Origin of the sequence: Caulobacter sp. DWP3-1-3b2, from assembly GCF_049896325.1 — a bacterium.
Lineage (GTDB): Bacteria > Pseudomonadota > Alphaproteobacteria > Caulobacterales > Caulobacteraceae > Caulobacter.
This window is the reverse complement of sequence record NZ_JAFCUB010000001.1, coordinates 237498-259773: the sequence shown is the minus strand read 5'-3', so window position 1 is coordinate 259773 and position 22276 is coordinate 237498. Positions and strand designations below refer to the sequence as shown.

22 protein-coding genes and 1 pseudogene are annotated in these 22276 nt (G+C 64.1%); 14 read left to right on the top strand and 9 right to left on the bottom strand.

Going from position 1 to position 22276, the window contains the following annotated elements; genetic code table 11:
- Window positions 1-115: 115 nt before the first annotated feature.
- On the top strand, window positions 116-559 hold the full coding sequence (locus tag ACP7AG_RS01300) for an Rrf2 family transcriptional regulator (protein ID WP_426010792.1): 444 nt from the start codon (window positions 116-118) through the stop codon (window positions 557-559).
- Window position 560: 1 nt separating this feature from the next.
- Here the strand turns inward: ACP7AG_RS01300 and ACP7AG_RS01295 are convergent, their stop codons facing one another.
- The gene (locus ACP7AG_RS01295) at window positions 561-866 is read right to left on the bottom strand and encodes a hypothetical protein (RefSeq protein ID WP_426010791.1); all 306 of its coding nucleotides are present in this window, start codon (window positions 864-866) and stop codon (window positions 561-563) included.
- 210 nt (window positions 867-1076) lie between these two features.
- Here ACP7AG_RS01295 and ACP7AG_RS01290 point away from each other — a divergent pair, with 210 nt between their 5' ends.
- The 4 genes from ACP7AG_RS01290 (at window position 1077) to ACP7AG_RS01275 (ending at window position 4658) form a co-directional block, all read left to right on the top strand.
- Complete coding sequence (locus ACP7AG_RS01290) at window positions 1077-1466, top strand: flavodoxin family protein (RefSeq protein WP_426010789.1); 390 nt, start codon at window positions 1077-1079, stop codon at window positions 1464-1466.
- Between the two features lie 141 nt (window positions 1467-1607).
- Window positions 1608-2408: an SDR family NAD(P)-dependent oxidoreductase gene (locus ACP7AG_RS01285; RefSeq protein ID WP_426010787.1), complete on the top strand. Its 801-nt coding sequence runs from the start codon at window positions 1608-1610 to the stop codon at window positions 2406-2408.
- A gap of 260 nt (window positions 2409-2668) precedes the next feature.
- Window positions 2669-4324, top strand: a complete 1656-nt coding sequence (locus ACP7AG_RS01280; RefSeq protein WP_426029502.1) for a lysine--tRNA ligase — start codon at window positions 2669-2671, stop codon at window positions 4322-4324.
- Window positions 4325-4448: 124 nt separating this feature from the next.
- Window positions 4449-4658 carry a hypothetical protein gene (locus ACP7AG_RS01275; RefSeq protein WP_426029501.1) on the top strand — a complete coding sequence of 70 codons (210 nt, stop codon included), beginning with the start codon at window positions 4449-4451 and terminating at the stop codon, window positions 4656-4658.
- 16 nt (window positions 4659-4674) lie between these two features.
- On the opposite strand, the gene ACP7AG_RS01270 is transcribed toward ACP7AG_RS01275, so the two are convergent.
- Window positions 4675-5310: a S24 family peptidase gene (locus tag ACP7AG_RS01270; RefSeq protein ID WP_426029500.1), complete on the bottom strand. Its 636-nt coding sequence runs from the start codon at window positions 5308-5310 to the stop codon at window positions 4675-4677.
- Between the two features lie 189 nt (window positions 5311-5499).
- Here ACP7AG_RS01270 and ACP7AG_RS01265 point away from each other — a divergent pair, with 189 nt between their 5' ends.
- From ACP7AG_RS01265 to ACP7AG_RS01250, 4 genes are all read left to right on the top strand, one after another.
- Window positions 5500-5979 carry a MerR family transcriptional regulator gene (locus tag ACP7AG_RS01265; protein ID WP_426011293.1) on the top strand — a complete coding sequence of 160 codons (480 nt, stop codon included), beginning with the start codon at window positions 5500-5502 and terminating at the stop codon, window positions 5977-5979.
- A 102-nt stretch (window positions 5980-6081) separates the two neighbouring features.
- Window positions 6082-7872 carry an acyl-CoA dehydrogenase C-terminal domain-containing protein gene (locus ACP7AG_RS01260; protein ID WP_426029499.1) on the top strand — a complete coding sequence of 597 codons (1791 nt, stop codon included), beginning with the start codon at window positions 6082-6084 and terminating at the stop codon, window positions 7870-7872.
- A gap of 2 nt (window positions 7873-7874) precedes the next feature.
- A complete protein-coding gene (locus ACP7AG_RS01255; RefSeq protein WP_426029498.1) occupies window positions 7875-9038 on the top strand; it encodes an acyl-CoA dehydrogenase family protein in 1164 nt (387 codons plus the stop codon).
- Complete coding sequence (locus ACP7AG_RS01250; RefSeq protein ID WP_426029497.1) at window positions 9038-9406, top strand: hypothetical protein; 369 nt, start codon at window positions 9038-9040, stop codon at window positions 9404-9406. Before ACP7AG_RS01255 ends, ACP7AG_RS01250 begins: the two co-directional genes overlap by 1 nt.
- An 11-nt stretch (window positions 9407-9417) precedes the next feature.
- On the opposite strand, the gene ACP7AG_RS01245 is transcribed toward ACP7AG_RS01250, so the two are convergent.
- On the bottom strand, window positions 9418-10350 hold the full coding sequence (locus ACP7AG_RS01245) for a hypothetical protein (RefSeq protein ID WP_426029496.1): 933 nt from the start codon (window positions 10348-10350) through the stop codon (window positions 9418-9420).
- An 81-nt stretch (window positions 10351-10431) separates the two neighbouring features.
- On the opposite strand from ACP7AG_RS01245, the gene ACP7AG_RS01240 reads away from it, so the two are divergent.
- The 3 genes from ACP7AG_RS01240 (at window position 10432) to ACP7AG_RS01230 (ending at window position 14660) form a co-directional block, all read left to right on the top strand.
- Window positions 10432-11637 (top strand): acetyl-CoA C-acetyltransferase, encoded by a 1206-nt coding sequence (locus tag ACP7AG_RS01240; RefSeq protein ID WP_426010775.1) that lies wholly within the window; start codon window positions 10432-10434, stop codon window positions 11635-11637.
- 18 nt (window positions 11638-11655) lie between these two features.
- On the top strand, window positions 11656-13842 hold the full coding sequence (locus ACP7AG_RS01235) for a 3-hydroxyacyl-CoA dehydrogenase NAD-binding domain-containing protein (RefSeq protein ID WP_426029495.1): 2187 nt from the start codon (window positions 11656-11658) through the stop codon (window positions 13840-13842).
- 191 nt (window positions 13843-14033) lie between these two features.
- Window positions 14034-14660 (top strand): hypothetical protein, encoded by a 627-nt coding sequence (locus ACP7AG_RS01230; protein ID WP_426010773.1) that lies wholly within the window; start codon window positions 14034-14036, stop codon window positions 14658-14660.
- Window positions 14661-14714: 54 nt separating this feature from the next.
- Here the strand turns inward: ACP7AG_RS01230 and ACP7AG_RS01225 are convergent, their stop codons facing one another.
- The 6 genes and pseudogenes from ACP7AG_RS01225 to ACP7AG_RS01200 form a co-directional block, all read right to left on the bottom strand.
- Window positions 14715-16733 (bottom strand): TonB-dependent receptor plug domain-containing protein, encoded by a 2019-nt coding sequence (locus ACP7AG_RS01225; protein ID WP_426029494.1) that lies wholly within the window; start codon window positions 16731-16733, stop codon window positions 14715-14717.
- 26 nt (window positions 16734-16759) lie between these two features.
- Window positions 16760-17239 carry a hypothetical protein gene (locus ACP7AG_RS01220; protein WP_426010770.1) on the bottom strand — a complete coding sequence of 160 codons (480 nt, stop codon included), beginning with the start codon at window positions 17237-17239 and terminating at the stop codon, window positions 16760-16762.
- Window positions 17240-18093: 854 nt separating this feature from the next.
- Window positions 18094-18693 (bottom strand): DarT ssDNA thymidine ADP-ribosyltransferase family protein, encoded by a 600-nt coding sequence (locus ACP7AG_RS01215; protein ID WP_426029493.1) that lies wholly within the window; start codon window positions 18691-18693, stop codon window positions 18094-18096.
- Window positions 18694-18737: 44 nt separating this feature from the next.
- Window positions 18738-18902, bottom strand: a pseudogene (locus ACP7AG_RS01210) (IS21 family transposase); the annotation flags it as partial.
- 154 nt (window positions 18903-19056) lie between these two features.
- Window positions 19057-20280 (bottom strand): hypothetical protein, encoded by a 1224-nt coding sequence (locus ACP7AG_RS01205; protein WP_426029492.1) that lies wholly within the window; start codon window positions 20278-20280, stop codon window positions 19057-19059.
- A gap of 34 nt (window positions 20281-20314) precedes the next feature.
- Window positions 20315-21088: an HNH endonuclease gene (locus ACP7AG_RS01200; RefSeq protein ID WP_426029491.1), complete on the bottom strand. Its 774-nt coding sequence runs from the start codon at window positions 21086-21088 to the stop codon at window positions 20315-20317.
- 339 nt (window positions 21089-21427) lie between these two features.
- Between ACP7AG_RS01200 and ACP7AG_RS01195 the strand changes: the two genes are divergently transcribed.
- Together ACP7AG_RS01195 and ACP7AG_RS01190 are read left to right on the top strand one after the other, a co-directional pair.
- Window positions 21428-21607, top strand: coding sequence for a hypothetical protein (locus ACP7AG_RS01195; RefSeq protein WP_426029490.1), 180 nt, complete (start codon window positions 21428-21430; stop codon window positions 21605-21607).
- On the top strand, window positions 21597-22262 hold the full coding sequence (locus tag ACP7AG_RS01190) for a hypothetical protein (protein WP_426029489.1): 666 nt from the start codon (window positions 21597-21599) through the stop codon (window positions 22260-22262). Before ACP7AG_RS01195 ends, ACP7AG_RS01190 begins: the two co-directional genes overlap by 11 nt.
- The last annotated feature ends 14 nt before the right edge of the window (window positions 22263-22276 follow it).

Below are 22276 nucleotides of genomic sequence, written 5' to 3'. Positions count from 1 at the left end.
CAATCGCGACCTGATCCGGGATAACAACGATAGTTTTCGCCCTAGGCGGTTTTTCGCCGCCGATAATTTTTGATTGAACGCGCGAGCGACGCCCTTAGGGTCCTGCCACAAAAAAATGTCCGACAGTCAGAAATTCCCCGTGGCGGCCCACGCCCTCGCCTATCTGGCGCACAAGAACGCCTTTTCGGCGGATCGCGCCGTGGCGAGCGCCGAGCTGGCCGCCTCCGTCCCGACCAACCCCGTGGTGGTTCGCCGGGTCACCGCCATGCTTGGCAAGGCGGGACTGATCGGCGCGCGGGCCGGGGCCAATGGCGGCGCCTGGCTGCTGAAGCCGCCGGAACAGATCACTCTGGACGTGGTGTTGCGAGCCGTGAACGGCTGCGCCCACCTCGGCGTCGCGCCCAAGGGCGTCAAGGGCTGCCCGGTCGGCGAGAAGATTCCCGACGCCGTGCGCGGCGCCATGGCCGCCGCCGACACTGCCGTAGCCGAACGTCTGGCCCAGATCTCGGTGGCCGACCTGCTGTCGGGCGCGGCGAACGCGTCGTCGGTTGCGGCCTAGTCTAGAAGACGTCGGCCGCATTGGCGGTCGGCTTCGCGCCGGGCAGCGCGCGACGCACCAGGATCCAGACGCCTGAGCCGATCGCCGATATGCCAGCGTTCATGAACAGGCCGATCACGAGAAGAAAGGCCAGAACGCCCAAGGCCTGAGCGGGGTTGGTGGCCGCCTGGCCGTTCATGTTGAACATCCCCGGCGCCGTCGCCACCATCAGCAGCCCGAGGCCGGAGAACGCCAACTGACAGGTCGCCGCAATGGTGAAGGTCACCACGAACAACGCCCCAAACGACGCCGATCTCAGATAGGACATTCAGATTTTTCCCTGGGTCAGCGATCCACCTCGTCACCCTGGCGGGTCACATCGGAATTGTCGAGCTTGGCGCTGTCACGCCGCCTGAAGCGGCCCTCAGAATAACTGCACCATTAACTGTTACTGATCTCCTGCCGTCGCCGGGACCGTGATTATGTAATCGCTACCGTTTCAGTTTCGAAACGGCCACCGGTATCACGGGCATCCGCCATGAGCAAAGTCGCCATCGTTTATCGCTCGGGTTACGGCCACACCGCCGTCCTGGCCGAAAGGGTCGCCGAAGGCGTCCGTGACGCCGGCCAGACCCCGGTCCTGCTGAAGATCGAAAACGCCGCCCAGGACTTCGCGCCGCTGATCGACAAGATCAGCCAGGCCGACGCCGTCGTCTTCGGCGCCCCCACCTATATGGGCGACGTCTCTGGCGTGTTCAAAGTCTTCGCCGACGCCACCGCCGCCAGAGATCACCCCGCCGGCCGGCGACCGCGAGACCGCCCGCCTGCTGGACGTCCGCGTCGCCGAAGCGGCCGTGCGCTGGACGCGCGGCGCCCAGCCGGCGCTGAGCGAAGCCGCCTAGCAGACACCACCGTCCATCCTTCCTGATCCCCCAGTCCGAAGGACGGGCCTGGGGCGCTGAGCCCGAGCGCCCCCTCGCTTCTTTCGTGCGTCAGGGACGCGCTTGCACCAAATCGGCCGCCGTGCTTCGTCTTGGCGACCCTTGACCTCGCTTGGACATAACCCCGCATGGCCCGCCGTCTCGCCCTGATCACCGGCGCCTCCGCCGGCATCGGGGCCGCCTTCGCCCGCATCTATGCCAGCCACGGCTATGACGTGGCCCTGACCGCCCGGCGGCTGGACCGGCTGGAGGCCCTGGCCGCCGAGATCCGCCTGCGGTTCGGCGTCGAGGCCTATCCGATCGCCGCCGACCTGGCCGACCCCGCCGGCGTTGACACGGTGCTGGCCGGGATCGAAGCCCAGGGCCGGGTCGTAGACGCCCTGGTCAACAACGCCGGCTACGGCCTGCCCGGGACCTATGCCGCCACCCGCTGGGAGGACCAGGCCGCCTTCCTGCAGGTGCTGCTGGTCTCGGTCTGCGGCCTGACCCACAAGGTGCTGCCAGGCATGGTCGAGCGCGGCTACGGCCGGATCGTCAATGTCGCCTCGCTAGCCGGCCTAACCCCCGGCGCGGCCGGCCACACGCTCTACGCGGCGACCAAGAGCTTCCTGGTGAAGTTTTCCCAGAGCCTGCACCTGGAAAACCAGGCAACGGGCGTGCATGTCTCGGCCCTGTGCCCCGGCTTCACCTGGTCGGAATTCCACGACGTCAACGGCACCCGCGCCCAGGTCAGCCAGTCGCTGCCGACCTGGCTGTGGCTGGGCGCTGACGAAGTCGCCGCCACCGGCTACGAGGCCGCCGAGGCCAACCGTGTCGTCTGCGTGCCCGGCGCGCCGAACAAGGCCATCGCCGTGCTGGCCAAGTTGATCCCGGACGACTGGGCCCTGGCGCTGATGGCCAGCCAGGGCGGGCGGTTTCGGAAGCTTTAGAGCATTTCCCGACCTGACTGCGTCAGGCCGTGAGCTCTAATCTTCTGTTTTGACGCATTTTTCTTCACGCGAACCGGAACCACTTCGCTCAAAAAATGCTCTAGGTTTGCGTTTTGCTCCCCTTTTCGGCCCCACAAGGGGAGGCGATCGCGCAACGATCGGTGCGGAGATTTGGGATTGTCGATCCGGGTTGTGGCGCCTGCGGACCAGACCTCACCCAAAACCTAGCCACCATCGACACTTCCCCCTATACCGCCCGCATGTTTGAAGGCTTCTCCCCCCTCGCCCGCGACGCTCGCGCCTGGCCGTTCGAGCAGGCGCGCGCCCTGCTGGCCCGCGTGCTGCGCCTGCGGCTGTCCGACGCCGAGCGCGATCTCGCCTCGGTCTTGATCAACAGCGGCAAGGCCAACGAAGCCGTCAAAACCTTCCCGGCCTTGGGCCGGGCGGTGATCCTGGAGACTGGTTATGGGCCTTCGGGCCTGCCGCATCTGGGCACCTTTGGCGAGGTGTCGCGCACGACCATGGTGCGCATGGCCTTCCGCGCCCTGACTGACGACGCCATCCCCACGCGCCTGATCGCCTTCAGCGACGACATGGACGGCCTGCGCAAGGTGCCGGACAATATCGAGAACAAGCAGCCGCTGATCGAGGACCTGGGCAAGCCGCTGACGGTTGTCCGCGACCCGTTCGGCACGCACGAGAGCTTCGGCGCCCACAACAACGCCCGCCTGCGCGCCTTCCTCGACGGCTTCGGCTTCGAGTACGAGTTCGTCTCCTCGACCGAGTGCTACAAGGGCGGCAGGTTCGACGAGACCCTGCTGACCGCCCTGGCTCGCTTCGACGCCATCCAGAAGGTCATGCTGCCAACCTTGGGCGAGGAGCGCCGCGCCAGCTATTCCCCGTTCCTGCCGATCAGCCCCTCGACCGGCCGCGTGCTGCAGGTCCCGACGCTCGAGCGCGACGTCGAGAAGGGCACGATCGTCTTCGAGGACGAGGACGGTTCCAAGGTCGAGGTCCCCGTCACCGGCGGCCACGTCAAGATGCAGTGGAAGCCCGATTGGGCCATGCGCTGGACGGCGCTGGACATCGACTACGAGATGAGCGGCAAGGACCTGATCGACTCGGTCAAGGCCTCAGCTCAGATCTGCAAGGCCCTGGGGGGCGTGCCGCCGGAGGGCTTCAATTACGAGCTCTTCCTCGACGAAAACTCGCAGAAGATCAGCAAGTCTAAGGGCAACGGCCTGTCGATGGAAGACTGGCTGCGCTACGGCGCGCCGGAAAGCCTGTCCTACTATATGTTCCAGAGCCCGAAATCGGCCAAGAAGCTGTTCTTCGACGTCATCCCCAAGGCGACGGACGAATATCTCCAGCAGCTCGACGCCTACCAAAAGCAGGAGCCGGCCAAGCAGTTGGATAACCCCGTGTGGCACGTCCATTCGGGCCGGCCGCCGCAATATGGCTCGCCGGTGTCGTTCAGCCTGATGCTGAACCTGGTGTCGGCTGCCAACGCCTCGGACAAGGCGATCCTCTGGGGCTTCCTGTCGCGCTATATTCCTGGCGCGACGCCGGAGGGCCAACCGCTGCTGGACCGCCTGGCCGACTACGCGATCAACTATTACGAGGACTTCGTGAAGCCCACGAAGGCCTTCCGCGCGCCGAGCGATCAGGAACGCGCCGCGATCCTCGACCTGGCGACGCGGCTGAAGGCCCTGCCTATCGGCTGCCAGGACGCCGAGCTGATCCAGAACGAAGTGTTCGCTGTCGGCAAGGACCACGCCTTCGACCCGCTGCGCGGCTGGTTCCAGGCGCTGTACGAAGTGCTGCTTGGCCAGAGCCAGGGCCCGCGCTTTGGCTCCTTCGCCGCGATCTTCGGCCTGGACCGCACCGTGGCGCTGATCGAAGAAAAGCTGGCCTAGGCAGGCACGGTGTTCGCGACTGCGACACCGTGCCTCAACAGATGAACGAAGTCTGAACCCGCGGTTAAGGGTCTGTCCGCAATTGTGTGTCTAGTCTGTGGTTATCAGAACCAAGGTTAGACCGATGGCTTCCTTTACCCTTCGCCCTTCAGATCGTACCGAATTCGACTCGTTGCTCGGCGAACTGGCGTCTCAGTTTCCAGCGGCGCATGTCGAGGCGGCGCATAACGACAACTTCGCGTCCTACCGGGTCGATGTCTCTTGTGACGCGCCGTGGGAAGGCGACCTGACCGCCTGGTTGCAGACCAAGCACGGCGACTGCCCCCGTACTTAACGGTCGCGCCGCGATCCTACTGGCTTGCCCAGAGGATGCGGGCGATCCACACCACCTCGGCCAGGTCCAGCGTGAGATCCTGGCCCTCTCGCGTCAGCGAAGCCAATTCCACGCTGCGGGCCGTGACCCGCGCCAGCTCCTTGACCAGCAGTTCGCCGCTCGCGGTCTTGACCACCACCCGGTCGCCACGGCGGGGCTCGACCGATGGCGAAACCAGAATGCGGTCGCCGTCGCGAAATAGCGGGGCGAGGGCGTCGCCGGTGATCTCCAGGGCATAGACCCCGTCCTCACCTAGTCCCGGAAAATCGATCTGGTCCCAGCGGTTCCCGACCGGCGCGCCCGCTTCGTCGAACACGCCGTCGGACCCCGCCTGGGCGAAACCGATCAAGGGCACAGCGCGCGGATTAGGCGGCCGGACCCGCTCTGTCAGGGCCGCGAATTCGGAAAATCCGACACCGGTGGCTTCCAGAACCTTGGCCAAGCTTTCGGTCGAAGGCCAGCGCGGCCGGGTGTCGCCCTCGCCGCGCTTGGAGCGGTTGAAGCTGGTGGGGTCGAGGCCCGCCATCTTGGCCATGGCCGAGGGGCTCATGTCGAAGCGCCTAGCCAAGGCGTCGATCGCGGTCCAGATTTCGGTGTGCGACAGCGACGACATAGGGCGTTCCTGAGCCTGGAAAGGCGTCCTGAAAATATGCCTACGCCCTAGGAATGTAAACCTAACCTCGGCAGGGTTAGTTGACGTTTACGTAAACGTTGACGTCGGATTGTCGCGGGCATATGGTGATCGCCGATAACCAACCGGCTCGTCCCCAGAAGTCGGGCCTGCCCAGGGAGGGTTTTGATGTTGGCCGACCTTCGACGTCCAGAACGCACTTTCACCATCCGACAGCTCTGCAACGAGTTCAAAGCCACGCCGCGGGCGCTGCGCTTCTATGAAGACAAGGGTCTGCTGACCCCGGCCCGCGAGGGCCTCAACCGCGTCTATTCCCACAAGGACCGCGTCCGCCTGCAGCTGATCCTGCGTGGCAAGCGCGTCGGCCTGTCGCTGTCGGAAATCCGCGAACTGCTCGACCTCTATGACGAGAACGATGACGGCGCGGCCCAGATGGCCCGCTCGCTAAAGAAGTTCAGGGAGCGCGCCAATGCGCTGGAACAGCAGCGCGAGGACATCGACGGCGCCCTGATCGAACTGCGCGAAGCTTGCGCCCGCCTTGAGCGGCGGCTTTCCGAAATTCGGCCCGACCTGCTGCCCCGCGCCGCCGACTATGACCAGGTGCTCCGCGCCCGGCTCGACGGTCACGGCGACGTCGCCCTCGGCAAATAGACTGCGTTTCCGCTCGCTTTGCACACGACCGCGATCGCGGGCGGATCCACATCCCTTTTCTTCGACCCGCCCTCTCCCGACCTGCCTGACCAGGACTGATTCATGACCTACCAGCCGCCCGTTCGCGAATACGCCTTCCTTCTGCGCGACGTGCTCAACATTGATCAGCATGGCGACCTGCCCAGTTTCGCCGACGCGTCGTTCGAGACGGTCGAGCAAATCCTCGAAGCCGCCGGCCAGTTCACCGGCGAGGTCCTGGCCCCGCTGAACCACATCGGCGACCAGCAGGGCTGCGTCTGGAACAGCGACTTCACGGTCAAGACCCCCGACGGCTTCGCCGCCGCCTACAAGCAACTGTGCGAAGGCGGCTGGACGGGCCTGGGGTCAGACCCGGCCTATGGCGGTCAAGGCCTGCCCCATGTCGTCAACCTGGCCTTCAGTGAGATGTCGAGCTCGGCCAACATGGCGTTCTCGATGTATCCTGGCCTGGCCCACGGCGCCTATTCGGCCATCCACACCGGCGGCAGCGACGTTCAGAAAGACCTCTACCTGCCCAAGATGGTCTCGGGCGAGTGGACCGGCACCATGAACCTGACCGAGCCGCACTGCGGCACGGACCTGGGTTTGCTGCGCACGAAGGCGGTTCCGGAAGCCGACGGCGCCTACCGCATCACCGGCCAGAAGATCTGGATCTCGGCCGGCGAGCACGACATGGCCGACAACATCGTCCACCTGGTGCTGGCCCGCATCGAAGGCGCCCCGGCCGGCGTCAAGGGCATCAGCCTGTTCATCGTGCCAAAATTCCTGCCGAAGGAAGACGGCTCGGTTGGCGAGCGCAACGACGGCGTCAAGTGCGTCGGCCTCGAAGAGAAGATGGGCATCCACGGCAACGCCACCTGCGTCATGCAGTACGAGGACGCCAAGGGCTGGCTGATTGGCGAGGAGAACAGCGGCCTGAGGCTGATGTTCGTGATGATGAACGAGGCCCGGCTCGGCGTCGGCCTGCAGGGCATCGCCCAGGCCGAGGCGGCCTATCAGGCCGCCGCCGCCTTCGCCAAGGACCGCCTGCAAGGCCGCTCGCTGACCGGCCCGAAGAACCCCGATGGCCCGGCCGACCCGATCATCGTCCACCCGGACGTGCGTCGCATGCTGCTGGAGAGCAAGGCCCTGATCGAAGGCGGCCGCGCCTTCCTGTTCTGGACGGCCCTGCACGGCGACCTGGCCCACCAGCACCCCGACGAGACCGTCCGCACCAAGGCCGAGGACTATATGGGCCTGATGACGCCGGTGCTGAAAGGCTACCTGACCGACAAGGGCTTCAAGATCTGTTCGGACGCCATGCAGGTTCACGGCGGCAGCGGCTTTACCGAGCACTTCCCGGCCAGCCAATATCTGCGCGATGTGCGCATTTCGCTGATCTATGAGGGCACCAATGGCATCCAGGCCCTGGACCTGGTGGGCCGCAAGCTGGCCTCCAAGGGCGGCCGCGCCGTGATGACCTTCTTCCAGGAAGTCGACCAGTTCATTGGCGAAAACGACACCGACGAGGCGCTGAAACCGTTCGTGACCGCCCTGGCCGGCGTGAAGGCCCAGCTGCAGGACGGCACGATGTGGCTGATGCAAAACGGACTGCAGAACCCCGACAACGCCGGCGCCGCCTCCACCGACTACATGCACCTCTTTGGCCTGACCGGCCTGGCCTACATGTGGACGTTGATGGTCAAGGCCGCCAACGCCAAGATCGCCGCCGGCTCGACCGACCCGTTCTTCACCACCAAGATCGTCACGGCCAAATATTTCATCGAGCGCGTCTTGCCTGACGCTGGGGCGCATCTGGCCAAGCTGAAGACCGGCTCGGCCACCCTGATGGCCCTGCCTGCGGAGGCTTTCTGATCATGGGCGTGCTCCAAGTCGAAAAGCCGGCCTTCATGGCTGAAGAAGACATCTCGATCTTCGAGGACGCGGTCGGCAAGTTCTTCGACGAACACGCCCCAGAGGCCGTGGTGGCGACCTGGCGCAAGAACCACGTCGTCGACCGCGAGATGTGGAACAAGGCCGGCCGAGCCGGACTGCTGGGCCTGACCGTTCCGGAAGCCTACGGCGGGGCTGGCGGCGACTATCGCCATGAGGCCGTGCTGATGGAACAGCTGGGCCTGAAGGGCGTCGATGGCTTCGGCATCAGCCTGCACAACGCCATCGTCGCTCCGTACATTCTCGTTTACGGCACCGAGGAGCAAAAGCAGCGCTGGCTGCCGCGCCTGTGCACCGGCGAACTGGTCGGCGCCATCGCCATGACCGAGCCCGGCGCGGGCTCGGACCTGCAGGGGATCACGACCACCGCCAAGCAGGTCGGCAACCAGTATGTGATCAATGGGTCCAAGACCTTCATCACCAACGGTCAGACCGCCAACCTGATCATCGTCGTCGCCAAGACCGACGCCGCGGCCGGGGCGCGCGGCACCAGCTTGCTGATCGTCGAGACCGACGGCGCTGAGGGCTTCGAGCGCGGCCGCAATCTCGACAAACTGGGCCACGATGCCCAGGACACCTCCGAGCTGTTCTTCAACGACGTCAAGATCCCGACCGAGAACCTGTTGGGCAGCGACGAGGGCCAGGGCTTCTTCCAGCTTATGGGCCAGCTGCCCCAAGAGCGGCTGAACATCGCCGTCCAGGGCATGGCCACCATCGAGCGGGCGCTGGAGCTGACGATCGACTACGTCAAGCAGCGCAAGGCGTTCGGCAAGGTGATCCTCGACTTCCAGAACACCCAGTTCGTGCTGGCCGAATGTAAGACCGAGGCGACCGTCGCCAAGGTGTTCGTCAACCACTGCACCGAGCGCCACCTGAAAGGCGAGCTCGACGCCGCCACCGCCTCGATGGCCAAGTACTGGGTCAGCGACCTGGAGAACAAGATCGTCGATCGATGCCTGCAGCTGTTCGGCGGCTATGGCTTCATGAACGAATATCCGATCGCCCGGATGTACCGCGACAGCCGCGTGCAGCGCATCTACGGTGGCACCAACGAGATCATGAAGCTGCTGATTGCTAGGACGCTGTGATGCTGTTCGCCGCCGCTCCCCCTGCCCCCGCCGTCGCGCCAGACGCTCGCTCGGCCATGGTCTGTGTGATCGCGGCCGGCCGCCGGCCGCTGAACTTCTCAGGCCAGCTGGTCGCGACCAAGCCCGGCTACAAGCCGCCGGCCGGCACGGCCTTCGATCTGCCGCTGACGGCGGGCAAGCCGCAGTGCAACCACCTGCTGCGTTCCAAGGTGGCGCAGTGGTCGCTGAGCGTGAACACGCCCGGTTTCACGGCCTGCAAGCTGCCGGCGCCGGAGTTTGGCTACACAGTGACCTATTCGGCCCAGGCCGGCGCCCGGGGCTTGGCCTGCGCGCCGAAGTCTCGCGCCCCGATCGGGACGTGGAAATAATGACCCGCGCCTCAGGCCTCGTTGACGCTGTTGGCCTTGATCTGGGCCGCCCCGCGGGCGTCCAGGTCCTGGCGCGTGGCCTCGAGGCTGAGCGGACCCAAGAGCGTGGCGTTGACCGCGTCCATGCCGGGCGCCGCCACACCCGGCCTTCGGGCGATCAGGTAGCGCAGGCTCAGCCGCTCGTTGTCGGCGGCGTCGGGTTGAGTGCCGTGCAGGGTGCAGGCGTGCCACATGGCGGCATAGCCGGTCGTGCCGGTCAGCAGGTGCTGGCGGGTCTGGACCTCGTGGCCGCGCCCGTCGCGATAGAGCCAGCCGTCACCCTTCTTCGTCAGGGCGTGCGGAAACAGCGTCCCGCCCAGCCTGTGGCTGTCCTCCAGCAGGAACAGCGGGGCGTCGTGCGTCCCGACGTCGTGCAGATAGATGTACAGGGTGATGAAGTCGGCTTCCCGGTCCTTGTAGTCGATCAAGTCCTGGTGGAAGTCGATGCCGTAGAAATAGGTGATGTCCCGGAACGGGGCCTTCACATAGGCGCCCAGGTTGTTGACCGGGTTGCCAGCGATGCGGGCCTTCAGCCAGTCGGGCACGACACTGGACGGCACGCCGCAGATCAGCTTTTTGAGCAGGATTTCGTAGTCGTCGCCGAGCAGGGCTTCGAGCGCCGCGACGATCGCCGGGTCGTTCTCGACGAAGGCCAGGTCGGCCTCGAACCGCTCCAGCAGGTTCCTGCCGGGCGCGGGATTGACCCCTATATATTGCGGATCGGCGTCGAACTGCGCTTCCGACAGGAAGAGGTCCGCATCGAAGGTCCGAAGGTCGCGAATCTTGGCCAGCAGGTCGCCGGCGCCCACCGGGTCCACCCCGGCCTCGAACACATGATAGCCGTGCGCGATGAAGTCGCTCACCACCGGGTGGGCTTCGTTCGTCGAGCGCTCCGCTACCGTCATCGTCCTGGTCTCCAGATCACCGGAATCAGACGCTTTTTTGGTTAACGAACCATCCAAGACTACGCAGGAAGGAGCCATCAAATGGCCGACGCTTACATCTTTGACGCCGTGCGCACGCCGCGCGGCAAGGGTAAGAAGGACGGATCTCTGCACGAGATCACCGCCCTCTCCCTGGCCACCCAGGTTCTCGAGAACCTCCGCGATCGAAACGGCCTCGACACGTCCTATGTCGACGACGTCGTGCTGGGCTGCGTCGCTCCGGTCGGCGAACAGGGCAGCGACATCGCCCGCACCGCCGTGCTGACCGCCGACTATGCCGAGAGCGTGGCCGGCGTGCAGATCAACCGGTTCTGCGCCTCGGGCCTGGAAGCGGTGAACATGGCCGCGGCCAAGGTCGCCTCGGGCGAGGCCCAACTGACCATCGGCGGCGGCGTCGAAAGCATGAGCCGCGTGCCCATGGGCAGCGACGGCGGCGCCTGGCCCACCGACCCGTCCTCGGCCTTCAAGACCTATTTCGCCCCCCAAGGCGTCAGCGCCGACCTGATCGCCACCCTCTACGGCTTTAGCCGCGACGACGTCGACGCCTATGCGGTGGAAAGCCAGAAGCGCGCGGCGGCCTCCTGGGCCGACGGCCGCTTCAGGAAATCAGTGATCTCGGTCAAGGACCAGCTGGGCCTGACCATCCTGGATCACGACGAAACCGTGCGCGGCAATACGACCATGCAGACCCTGGCCGCGCTGAACGCCTCGTTCCAGGGCATGGGCGACATGGCCTTCGACGCGGTGGTGCAGCAGCGCTACCCGCAGGTCGAAAAGGTAAATCACGTCCACCACGCCGGCAACAGCTCTGGCATCGTCGACGGCGCCGCTGGCGTGCTGATCGGCACCAAGGAAATGGGTGAGGCCTTGGGCCTCAAGGCACGCGCCCGCATCAAGGGCGCGGCCTCGATCGGCAGCGAGCCCTCGATCATGCTGACCGGCCCTTCGCTGGTCACCGAGAAGTTGCTGAAGAGGCTGAAGATGGAGGTCAGCGACATCGACCTCTATGAACTGAACGAAGCCTTCGCCGCCGTCGTTCTGCGCATGATGCAGGCGCTGAACATCCCGCACGACAAGATGAACGTGAACGGCGGCGCCATTGCCATGGGTCACCCCCTGGGCGCCACCGGCGCGATGATCCTGGGCACCATGCTCGACGAGTTGGAGCGCTCCGACAAGGAAACCGCCCTGATCACCCTGTGCGTCGGCGCCGGCATGGGCACCGCCACCGTCATCGAACGCGTCTAGGATCTAGGATTTAGCATCATGGAAAACTTCAAGATCGAGGTCGACAGCGACGGGATCGCCCTCGTCACCTTCGACGTGCCCGGCCGGACGATGAACACCTTGACCGCCTCGGTGATCCGCGAGATCGGCGAAGTGGTCGAGGCCATCAAGACCGACGACGCCATCAAGGGCGCCGTGCTGACCTCGGGCAAGACCACCGGCTTCTGCGCCGGGGCCGACCTGGGCGAACTCGGCGGCGCCGAGGGCGGCATCGGTGGGGGTGATTTGAAGGCGGCCTTTGACGCCGGCTTCGCGCTGAACAAGGCTTTCCGCGCCCTGGAGACCGGCGGCAAGCCGATCGCGGCGGCGATCAACGGCCTGGCCCTGGGCGGCGGCCTGGAAATGACCCTGGCCTGCCACTATCGGGTGGTGGCCGACAATCCCAAGATCCAGCTGGGTCTGCCGGAAGCCAAGGTCGGCCTGCTGCCCGGCGGCGGCGGCACCCAACGGCTGGTGCGTCTGATGGGCGTGATGGCCGCGGCGCCGTATCTGCTGGAAGGCAAGTCAATGAAGCCGGACGAGGCCCTGGCCCTGAAGGTCGTCCACGAAGTGGTCCCCGCCGACCAGGTGATCGAGGCGGCCAAGACCTGGATCAAGACCAAGGGCGACGCCGTCGCCCCGTGGGACAAGAAGGACTTCAAGCTGCCCGGCGGCGGTCCCTACACCCCCACCGGAAGCCAGGTGTTCGTGATGGGCAACGCCATGCTGCGCAAGCAATCCTATGGCAACTATCCCGCCCAACTGAACATCATGAAGGCCGTCTATGAGGGCACCCAGGTGCCGTTCGACGCGGCCATCCGCATCGAGACCCGCTACTTCCTCAAGACCCTGATGTCGCCCCAGGCCAAGGGCATGATCCGCACCCTGTTCCTCTCGCTTCAAGAGCTGGGCAAGGGCTCGGGCCGCCCGGCCGGCGTGCCGCACTACGACGTCAAGAAGGTGGCCGTGCTCGGCGCCGGCATGATGGGCGCGGGCATCGCCTATGTGCAGGCCATGGCCGGCATCGAGACCGTGCTGATCGACCAGACGCAAGAAGCCGCCGACAAGGGCAAGGGCTATGCGCAGGCCCTGGTCACCAAGGCCGTGTCGCGCGGCAAGATGACCAAGGAGAAGGGCGAGGGCATTCTCGCCTTGATCCACCCGACCTCGGACTACGCCCACGTCAAGGATTCGGACCTGGTGGTGGAAGCGGTTTTCGAGAACCGCGACGTCAAGGCCTCGGTGACCAAGCTGGCCGAAGTCCAGCTGGCCGACACCGCGATCTTTGGCTCCAACACCTCGACCCTGCCGATCACCGGCCTGGCCAAGGCGTCGGTGCGACCTGCCTCGTTCATCGGCATCCACTTCTTCTCGCCGGTCGACAAGATGGGCTTGGTCGAGCTGATCATGGGCGAGGAAACCTCGCAGGAGGCCCTGGCCAAGTCGATCGACTATGTCCTGAAGATCAAGAAGACCCCGATCGTCGTCAATGACAGCCGCGGCTTCTACACCTCGCGATGCTTCGGCACCTTCGTGCAGGAGGGCATGGAGCTGCTGTCCGACGGCTACGCCCCGGCCATCATCGACAATGTCGGTCGGGCCACCGGCATGCCGCGCGGTCCGCTGGAGATGCACGACGACGTCGCGCTGGACCTCTCCTACAAGATCGCCCAGCAGACCAAGAAGGACCTCGGCGACAAGTACGAGGAGCGTCCCTTCACAGCGATCATCGAGAAGATGGTCGATGGCGAGGGCCGCTATGGCCGCAAGAATGGCAAGGGCTTCTACGACTATCCAGAGAACGGCCCCAAGACCCTGTGGAAAGGCCTGGCCGATCTCGCCCCGGTGAAGATCGCCGAGGTCGATAAGGCCGGCATCGAGGAAATCCGCACCCGTCTGCTCTACCGCCAGGCCGTCGAAGCCGCTCGCTGCTTCGAGGAGGGCGTCATCACCGACCCGCGTGAAGCCGATGTCGGGGCCATTCTGGGCTGGGGCTTCGCGCCCTGGACCGGCGGTCCGATCAGCCTGATCGACGGGCTTGGCGTCGCCAAGTTCGTCGAGGCCTGCGACGCCCTGGCCCAGAAGTACGGCGCGCGGTTCGCCCCGCCCCAGTTGCTGCGCGACATGGCCGCCAAGGGCGAGACCTTCTACAGCCGCTTCGGCGTCAAGGAGAAGGCCGCCGCCTAAACCCGGTAGGTTGCTGAAACACGGAAGGGTCCGGCGGCGACGCCGGGCCCTTTTCGTTGGAGCCGGGCGTCCATGTCAGGGTGGTCTCACGGCGGACATTGTCTCGCCGCACGGTGACGCTAGCTGGAACGACGACGCGGGGGCGTGAAGGAGCTGTCGATGCGCCCATGCGAGCGCCGTTTTGAGCGCTCATGCGCGTGAAACCCAGGACGCGTCGATGGCTGGGCGTCGGGGCCGCATCCCTGGCGCTGCACGGCCTGTTGGGCTGGGCTCTGTTGGCGGCGATCCCGCCCGGTCCCGTGCCGATCGAACCCCGCAGCGTCGTCGTCGAGCTGACCGCCGCCGCGCCTGCCAAACCACCCGAACCTCGCCACGAGCAATCCAAAAGCGACGACGCACCAGCCGTGGCGCCCGTCGCGGTTCCGGGCCTCGCCGCCCTACCCCCGCCCGTTGCTGCGTCGCCGTCCCCGCCGGCCCCACCCGCCCGCCAGATCGTCGCCCCGCCCGGCTTTACCGCGCGCGGGACCTTGACTGGCGGTGGTGAAGCCCTGCGCCAGGCGGCGCGTAGAAGCAGCTGCACTGAAGCCGATATCGTCAAGCTGACCACGGCCGAGCGCCAAGCCTGCGCCGAGGCCTTGGGCGCCCGGAACAAGAACGGCCCCGCCCTCTACGCCGCCATCGACCCGGAAAAGAAGGCGGGCTTCGACGGCGGTTGCAGGAAGGACGACGACTGGTGCCTCTACCGCGCCGGCAAAGGTCCCTATCCGGGCCTGTTCGCCGTTGGGAAGAAGAAGAAACGCCCTGGTTGGGACGACTGAACGAAAAAGGCCCCGTCTCTCGACGGGGCCCTTCTGCGCTTCGGAAGGTTGAGCTTACCAGCTCTTGCTGAGCGACAGGAAAATCCGGCGCTCGACTTCCAGGCCGGACGTCTGGCGCTGATGGCCTTCGGTCAGGTTCTGACCGCTGAGCGCAAGAGTCAGGCCTTGGTCGAAGGAACGGGCCACGCGGCCGCCCAGGGTGACATAGCCGTCGATCGGAACCAGCGCGCCTGCCGAAGCATAGCCGTCGTGGTCGCCGGTGTAGTGGGCGAAGGCGTCGGCCGACCATTGGGCGTTGGCCCAACCGAAGGCGACATTCCCGCGCACTTCCGGCGTGGTCGCTGAATAGGCGACCAAGCGGACCTGCGGCGTGAAGCCGGCGGCCGGCTGGTCGTCGACATCAGTGAAGGTCCAGTCACCGCTCCAGTGGTAGCCGCCGGCGATCTTGCCCGAGGCGGTCAGCTCGACACCCCACATCTTGCTGGCGCCGACATTGCGATAGCTGAGCAGCGGCATCACGCCCGGCACGGTCGGCATGACATCGATCTGGCCGGAGCTGGGCTGGCCCTTCACGTCCTCGGTCTTCTGGGTGAAGACGCTGACGCCGGCCCTGGCGTCCAGCAGACCCGGCAGGGTGCGCTCGTAGCCAATCTCGTAATTGGTGACGATCGACGGCTTCAGGGTCGGATTGCCGACGACGCCGATGGTGTAGGGACCGACCTTGACCCGCAATTGCACCGCGCCCAGGTCGACAAGGGTCGGAACCTGCACGCCGCGCGCAGCGGTCAGCTTGATGCTGTCGGCGTCGGTCGGACGATAGACGAGGCCGGCATTGTAGCTGGCTTCTTTGATCGAGCGGTCCCAATAGGCGTTGGTCACGGGCGGATAGCCGGCCGGGAACGTGCCTTCCCGCGACAGGTCCAGGCTGTCGTAGCGACCGGCCAGGGTCAGGGCCAGCTTGTCGCTGACAGCCCAGTTCCACATGCCCGAAACCGCCGCGACCTTGTAGCTGACCTTGCCGCCCGCCAGCGGGGCGGTGTTGACCTCGTTCTCGCGATATTCACCACCAATGCGGAAGGTGTGCTGAGCGCCGATCTTGAACAGGTCCTGGACGCTAGCCACGGTGATCTTGTTCTCGAAGCGGGCCTTTTGGCCGGCGACGGTCTGCTTGGCGGTCAGGTTGGTCTGATAGACCGAGCCCTGCAGCAAGCCGAGCTTGGTGTCCGAGGCCAGGGTCGCCTTGGCCGAGGTCGTGACGTACTTGCTGGGCGAATAGGCGTTGTTCGAGACCGCCTCGCTGATCTGGACGTTCGACCACGAGCCTTCGATGCGTAGTTCGGTCTTTTCGGTCAGCTGGGTGATGGTGTCGATGTTGGCCGAAACGCGGGCCGGGTTGGTCAGCAGGTTGGACGCCGTGGCGGTGGTGTTCTTGTACTCGTCCATCTGGGCCGCGCCGGCCGACAGACGGGCGAAGAAGCGTTCGCCCAGCTTGACCGACTTGACCACCGACAGTTCGCCATAGCCGTTGGTGCCGCCGGTGATCGAGACCGAGCCGTCGTTGTCGAACTTCGGGTTCTGGGTAATGATGTTGACCACGCCGCCCACGGCGTTGAACCCGAACAGGGCGCTGTTGGGGCCTTTGACGACTTCGATCTGGCGGATCTCCGACAGCTGCACCGGCAGGGTCGCCCAGGCGGTGTAGCCATAGTGGTCCAGATAGACCTGGCGGCCGTTGATCAGCACCAGCAGGCGCGGCGACATCGCCTGGTCATAGCCGCGGACGCTGACGTCCGAGGCGCCAGCGCCCCAGTTCAGCACGTCCAGGCCGGCGACGCGGCTGAGGATGGTCGGCAGGTCGACGGCGCCCGAGCGCTTGATGTCGGCGGCGGTAATGATCTCCATGGCCACCGGAACCTCGGTCGAACGCTGCGGCGAGCCGGTGGCGCTGGTCGTCACCGGTTCGTTGAACAGCTGCTCCATCGCGCCATAGTCGATCGACTGGGCATGGGCGGCCGTGGCGGCCATGGATAGGGCGAAGGTGGCCGAAACGCCGGCCAGAAGAGTCTTTTTCATGATTTTATCTCTGGGCTCGAGCTGGATCAGACTTCGCGGATCATCATGCGGAAGGCGGCCTTGAAGACCGCGCCCACGGCGGCGGCGGCCGCGCGGTTGACGACGATCTCGACCTTGGGGTCGGCCGAGACGCTCATCACGCAGTTGCCGCTGGTGGCGCACGAGGTGTCCGAGCCGATGGTGATCAGCTTCTTGGCTTTGGCGGCCGCGCCGACATTGACGCCGGTGGTCACATAGAGGGCGGCGACGCCGGACACGCCGGAGACGGCGCTGGCTTCAACCGGCTTGGCGGTCAGGGTCACGGCCCCGGCGCTCATGCCGCCGCCGATGGCGGCCATTACGGCGTTCTTTTCGGCGACCGAGGCGGGCTTGGACGGATCGAAGACAATCCCCAGCACGGCCTTGCCGGTAGGACCGTTCTCCAGGAAGGTCAGGGCGCGACCGGCGACCTGGATGTCCTTGGTGGCGTCGGCGTGGGCGCTCAACGGCGCGACGCTCAGCGCCAAGGCACAGAGCGTAACAACGCTCCGAGTGTTTCTTTTCGACATTTCTTGCATCCCCTGCCCGAGCTTCTTCCGGGCTTCAAGGAGCGTCTAATGCCGCCAGACTTGTAAACAAGGCCGTAACAGTCTTCACATAACGCTGGTATCTTCTACGTCCTTCCGGGCCAATCCGGATATTTGCTACTAACCAATAGAAGTATATCGTCAGATCTATTCTCAATTTTTACAAGCAATACGTCGCGTATGGGCCGTTTTTGCGATGCAGCACGGTTTGTCTGGCTCAACAAAGGAAGATCCGGCTCCCCAACAACTTGCTATTCCTGGCCAAGGCCACGCTTGAACAGGGTCAGAACTTCCAGATGCGGTGATTCTAGTTGGGCAATGTCCGTCGACGGACATTTTGTCGCAACGTGCCGAAACTGCCTCGCTGCGGCTTCGGGACGCAGGTCGGACGCCGAAAATCCACCTGATCCGCGGCGCGGCCCAAGACAAATCCACAGGGAGCAAGAGAAGGTGGTGCCGCTTACAGGACTCGAACCTGTGACCCCCTCATTACGAAATCTAGTCACGATCTCGATAAAAGCTTATTAGTTTCAACGCATTATAGGGCTTTTAGACGGCAAGCTTCACCACTACCCAGATTCTTCCCAGATTGGACGAAGTGGGTGTCACGGCGGCTTCCTAGTTTGCGCGCTTTAACGTGGGAATCGCCAGAAATTCGACCTGCGCCATACCTGCAGACGCGACCGGGAAAGCCGGGGCCGAGGGGCTTCGACCCTGCCGTTAGAGAGCTTCCCTGGTGTAGTTTTCCGGCGGTGAGATACGTGTGGTGGCCACCTGTGCTACGGCGGGCAGGATCACCACTCATCCAGCAGCACGGGTCTGGAGCCTCCAGGTAGACCCCGTAGAAGCTCTTTCACGGGCTCCACCATTCCAAGCCGCCCCACAACAGCACCCAGAATATGGTCTGCAGCGATGGGCTCCAGCACCTGCACTTCGGCTTCTGGATCGGTTGGATAGCACCGCTCTAAGCCGCCCCTCGCTTCATCGCTTCCCGCGAACATTTCTTCGAAGGCCCATGGGCCACCGCGCCACCCCCGATGATTTTTTATCTCTTTCTTCGCCGCACTGCTCCAGCAAAAGCGGCAAATGTGGGTCCAAAGAATCTCGGGCGAAAGCCCGAGAACAACCCAGTCATTGTGACCGCTTTTGATTCGCTTCGAGGCGAACATCACGCTGTTGAACTCCGATATCGAGACCGAGATCGCCTCATCGGAATCATCTAGTCGGTGCTGAGCGCTGGCATAGGCTGTGTATTCCAGCACAGCCAATTTGGTCCGGGGAAGAAGCCCGTGGCGAAGAATCCCCTTCAGATTCGCCGTTTGCGTGAAATGCAGGAGAGAAGGGATATGTCGGCCGACCACGATGCGCCGAATTTCGTCCTGATAGCTTAGCATCACCACGCGCCCCTACCCATCGAGCGTAGACGCTGAAGCTGAAGGGGCGCAACCATTTCCGATCGGAGAACTATGAACGCGCCTTCCTCCGCCCGGGTCGCCTTGCGCACAACCTTGCGACAGAGCCTCAGATCTCGACAAATCGCCTTGATCGGCTTCCCAACCGCATACTCCCGGCGGATCCGCACCACTGTCTCCACGACCAACATCCCGATCTCGACCGCCCGGTTGAACCAAGCCGCCGTGCCTAAACCATCGGAATGAGGGGTCCCTTTTAGGTGCCTATCACCCCGCTAAGGGGGTCCTTCTTCCACGCCGCTGCACACCTTTAGACGATGAGATAGCTTGCAAAGGGTAGCCCCTCTAGCCGCCCGATTCCTCGGGCGCTGCGTCGCGAATTCGCGGGCGCAACACGTTGACGAAATCGTTCACTCGGTTCGCCAACCAAGCAAAAGCTATGGCCCGAACGTTGGGATCGTTCAGATCACCGAAAACCTCGGAATCGATGATCCGCCTGCGGCTGTATTTGTCCACGGTAAGCCGAGACGTGCCGCCCAGCGCGGTGCGCACATCTTCCCAGTCTTCTAGGAGGGCATTCATGGCCTCCTCGCCCGGACTGTTCTGGCTAGCGGACAGGAACACTCCCACCTCTCCCTTGTGCAAATCGCGGTACACCGTAAGCCAGCTGCTCCCTTGGGGTGCCGGCATCATGAAGGCCAAATATCCCTGGCGCGCAGGTTTGGGCGTGTCTTGGGACCGGTCGTCGAGTTTCAGATGATGATCGAGGAATTCCTTCCAGAACGCCTGCTGCAATGTGGCAAGGGCCGCTCTGTCAGGATCTGATCCAACGTCGGATTCAGCCTCAGCTGCCTCTTGGACCAAGTAGCCTTCTGGGGCGGCTATGACATTCCGGACCACGGTAGTTGTCCGCGCCAATACGCGCGGCACGACCAGCATCTCGCCATTCGGCAAGGCGTAAATTGGAAACTCGACTAATCCGAATGTGAAGTGAAGCCCGGCGTGGCGCTGTAGGTACTCAGCGATCGCTTCGACGTCCTCGCGAACCCCGTCGCCCAATATCAGCAACAGAAATCGGCCTCGCCGTAAGTTGGCGCTGACGGCGTCGGTGAATTGGACCTCGTCAACTGACGAGTTAGCTGCACGAACGATATTTAGAAGCGCATCGGGTCCGGCGCGAGTGCGAGTCCCGACTTCCCTTTGCAGATCCGTAAATGACCACCGGCTCAGCACCTTTGCATAGTCAAGGATTTGACCAACCACCTCGCGCCGCGCTTCCGGATTACGCCAGAGCTTACACTCGACCAGCACGGGCAGCCCCGACGGTGTGATGAGGAAGTTGTCGATCCTTCCCGCCTTGCCAAGCTGCATTTCCCGGCACACCGCTACCGCCCCAACATACATCGGGTCGATCTCAGCTATCGGAAGCGTTCCAGGATGGTCATGAACCAACTTCTGGATCTGGGCCTCGCGCACCGTCGCTTCAGCTCCGTGCTGAGGCATGGGAACTAGCTGTGCAGAAAGGCCGCCGGGCAGGAGATGGATCGGCGCACCATGTTGTCGTTGCATCGACAGCCAAACTTTCTCTCAGCGTTCTGACTATTCAGACATCAGCAATGATCGACCTCAGACCAGCTATTGTTAGCCAGGGCCGAGATGAGTGGATCATTCTATGACAGTTGGAGCAGACCAGGGCGAGGTCATCGAGCTTCGTCGTTCCTCCCTCGGGAAGCGTATGAACCGGCTTGATATGATGAACCTCAATAAAACCCTCTCCTCGTTTCCCGTACCTCGTCGCGAAACTAAAATCACAGACCTCGCAGACCAGGTTTCCGGAGGTCTTCAGAACCTTTGCCTTTTTGGTCTCGATGAGCTTCCGGTTCCGCTCGCGGGTTCGGTGAAGGCGGGTCAGGACCCGTCCTTCAGCGGCTTCAATCATGTGGTCGTCATCGTCGTTCGCGAAGAACGGCGCGGTCTCGTTTGCAACCGCCTTCCGGATCGCATCGGCCACCTTCTTGAGGAGGTCGAGATTACCGGCGAACTCGTTCCAGACCTCCTCCTCAAGCCTGTTGCCCCTGGTCAGGCCCTTCTTTCCAAGCGAGGTGAACTCCGGATCGCGACCCTTGAAGTTCATCATCTTCATGTAGACGCCGTTCGGGTTCCGGAAAGTGGCCGCGGTCCCTGAGCCGAGTTGCTGAGCGAGGGAGTTCAAGACGCCAGATAGCTCGATTACGGCCTTCGACGTCTTCCCCGGAGGAGACGCTGTGTTGATCATGTAGAGGTCGAAAGCGAGGATCAACTCGTCACGTGACCATGAGGGGTTCCGGGCCTCCTGAGAGCCCTCGGTGGGCGCATCGATCGCGTCCGAAGCGGTCACCTCGAAGCCTGGTTTCCCGCCCTGACATTGAGGACATTTGCGTAGCCAGACGTCGCTTCCGTTGGCTCCATACTCGTGACCGCACCGCTCACAGGCGAGAACGTAGACCCTTTGGCCGTGGTCCGTCCCCGGCAGACCTGTTGGTCCGAGAACGCGCTGCTCGTTGCTGCTGACCGTGCCGATCGTGGTGGTTCGTTTCGCTGAGCGAGCCATGTCATTCAGGCCTCAAGACCTAACTCCGGAAATGAAGCGTCACCTTTCCACGCTAGGTCGTCGCCCGTCCAGCTTTACGCCTGATGCGATCCCACATACTAAAGGCTGTTCCGGGGAGGGCGCGGCATGTCGTCATTGCCAGCTTGGGTCTATCTGCTGCTGGCCACCGCAGTTGCAGGGCTCGCTTGGCATGATCGACGGATCGGGCGGAAGAAACCGGCGATCTGGTTCCTGGTGTTCGGCGTGGGCTTCCTGGCTTTCGCCGTTGAACGCTACGGTCGCATCGGAATCCCAAATGCTCGATGACCTGCTCGATCTAGTTCCCGAGGACCTCCGAGACCGATCTGGCGGCGTCTTTTACTCCGGCCGGTCTGCTTTTCGTGGCAAACGTCCTCTTTACCTCCTTGGTTTGAACCCCGGCGGCGACCCAATCCGCCAAGCGCTGGAAACGATCGACCGTACGATTAAGACAGCGAAGGCCAGGCAGGCCGACGATTGGTCTGCGTACGCCGACGAGTCATGGAGAGGGCGTGCGCCGGGCACAGCTACTCTTCAGCCGAGGGTGCTTCATCTGCTTTCGAATGTAGGTCTCGAACCTCGCGCTGTACCGGCCTCGAACGTAGTCTTCGTCCGATCCGCCCGAGAGTCCGATCTCAAGCGCGAGAAGGCCGATTTGCTGCACGCTTGCTGGCCGGTACACCAGGCGGCAATTCAAGCACTTGGCGTCGGCGTGATCGCATGTATGGGGCATACGGCGGGTACCTGGGCGCGAGAAATGCTCGGCGCTCACGACCTCGTCGAAAGCTGGTCGGAGGCAAACGGGCGTCGGTGGATGAGTTGCACCCACGTTGGCCCATCGGGTGTTCAGGTGGTTACGCTGACCCACCCTAGTATCGCCGCCTGGAACACGGCGGCGGCCGATCCCTCGGCGTTGGTCGCCAACGCCTTGAACAGGGCCTGAGGGCGACGGCGGCA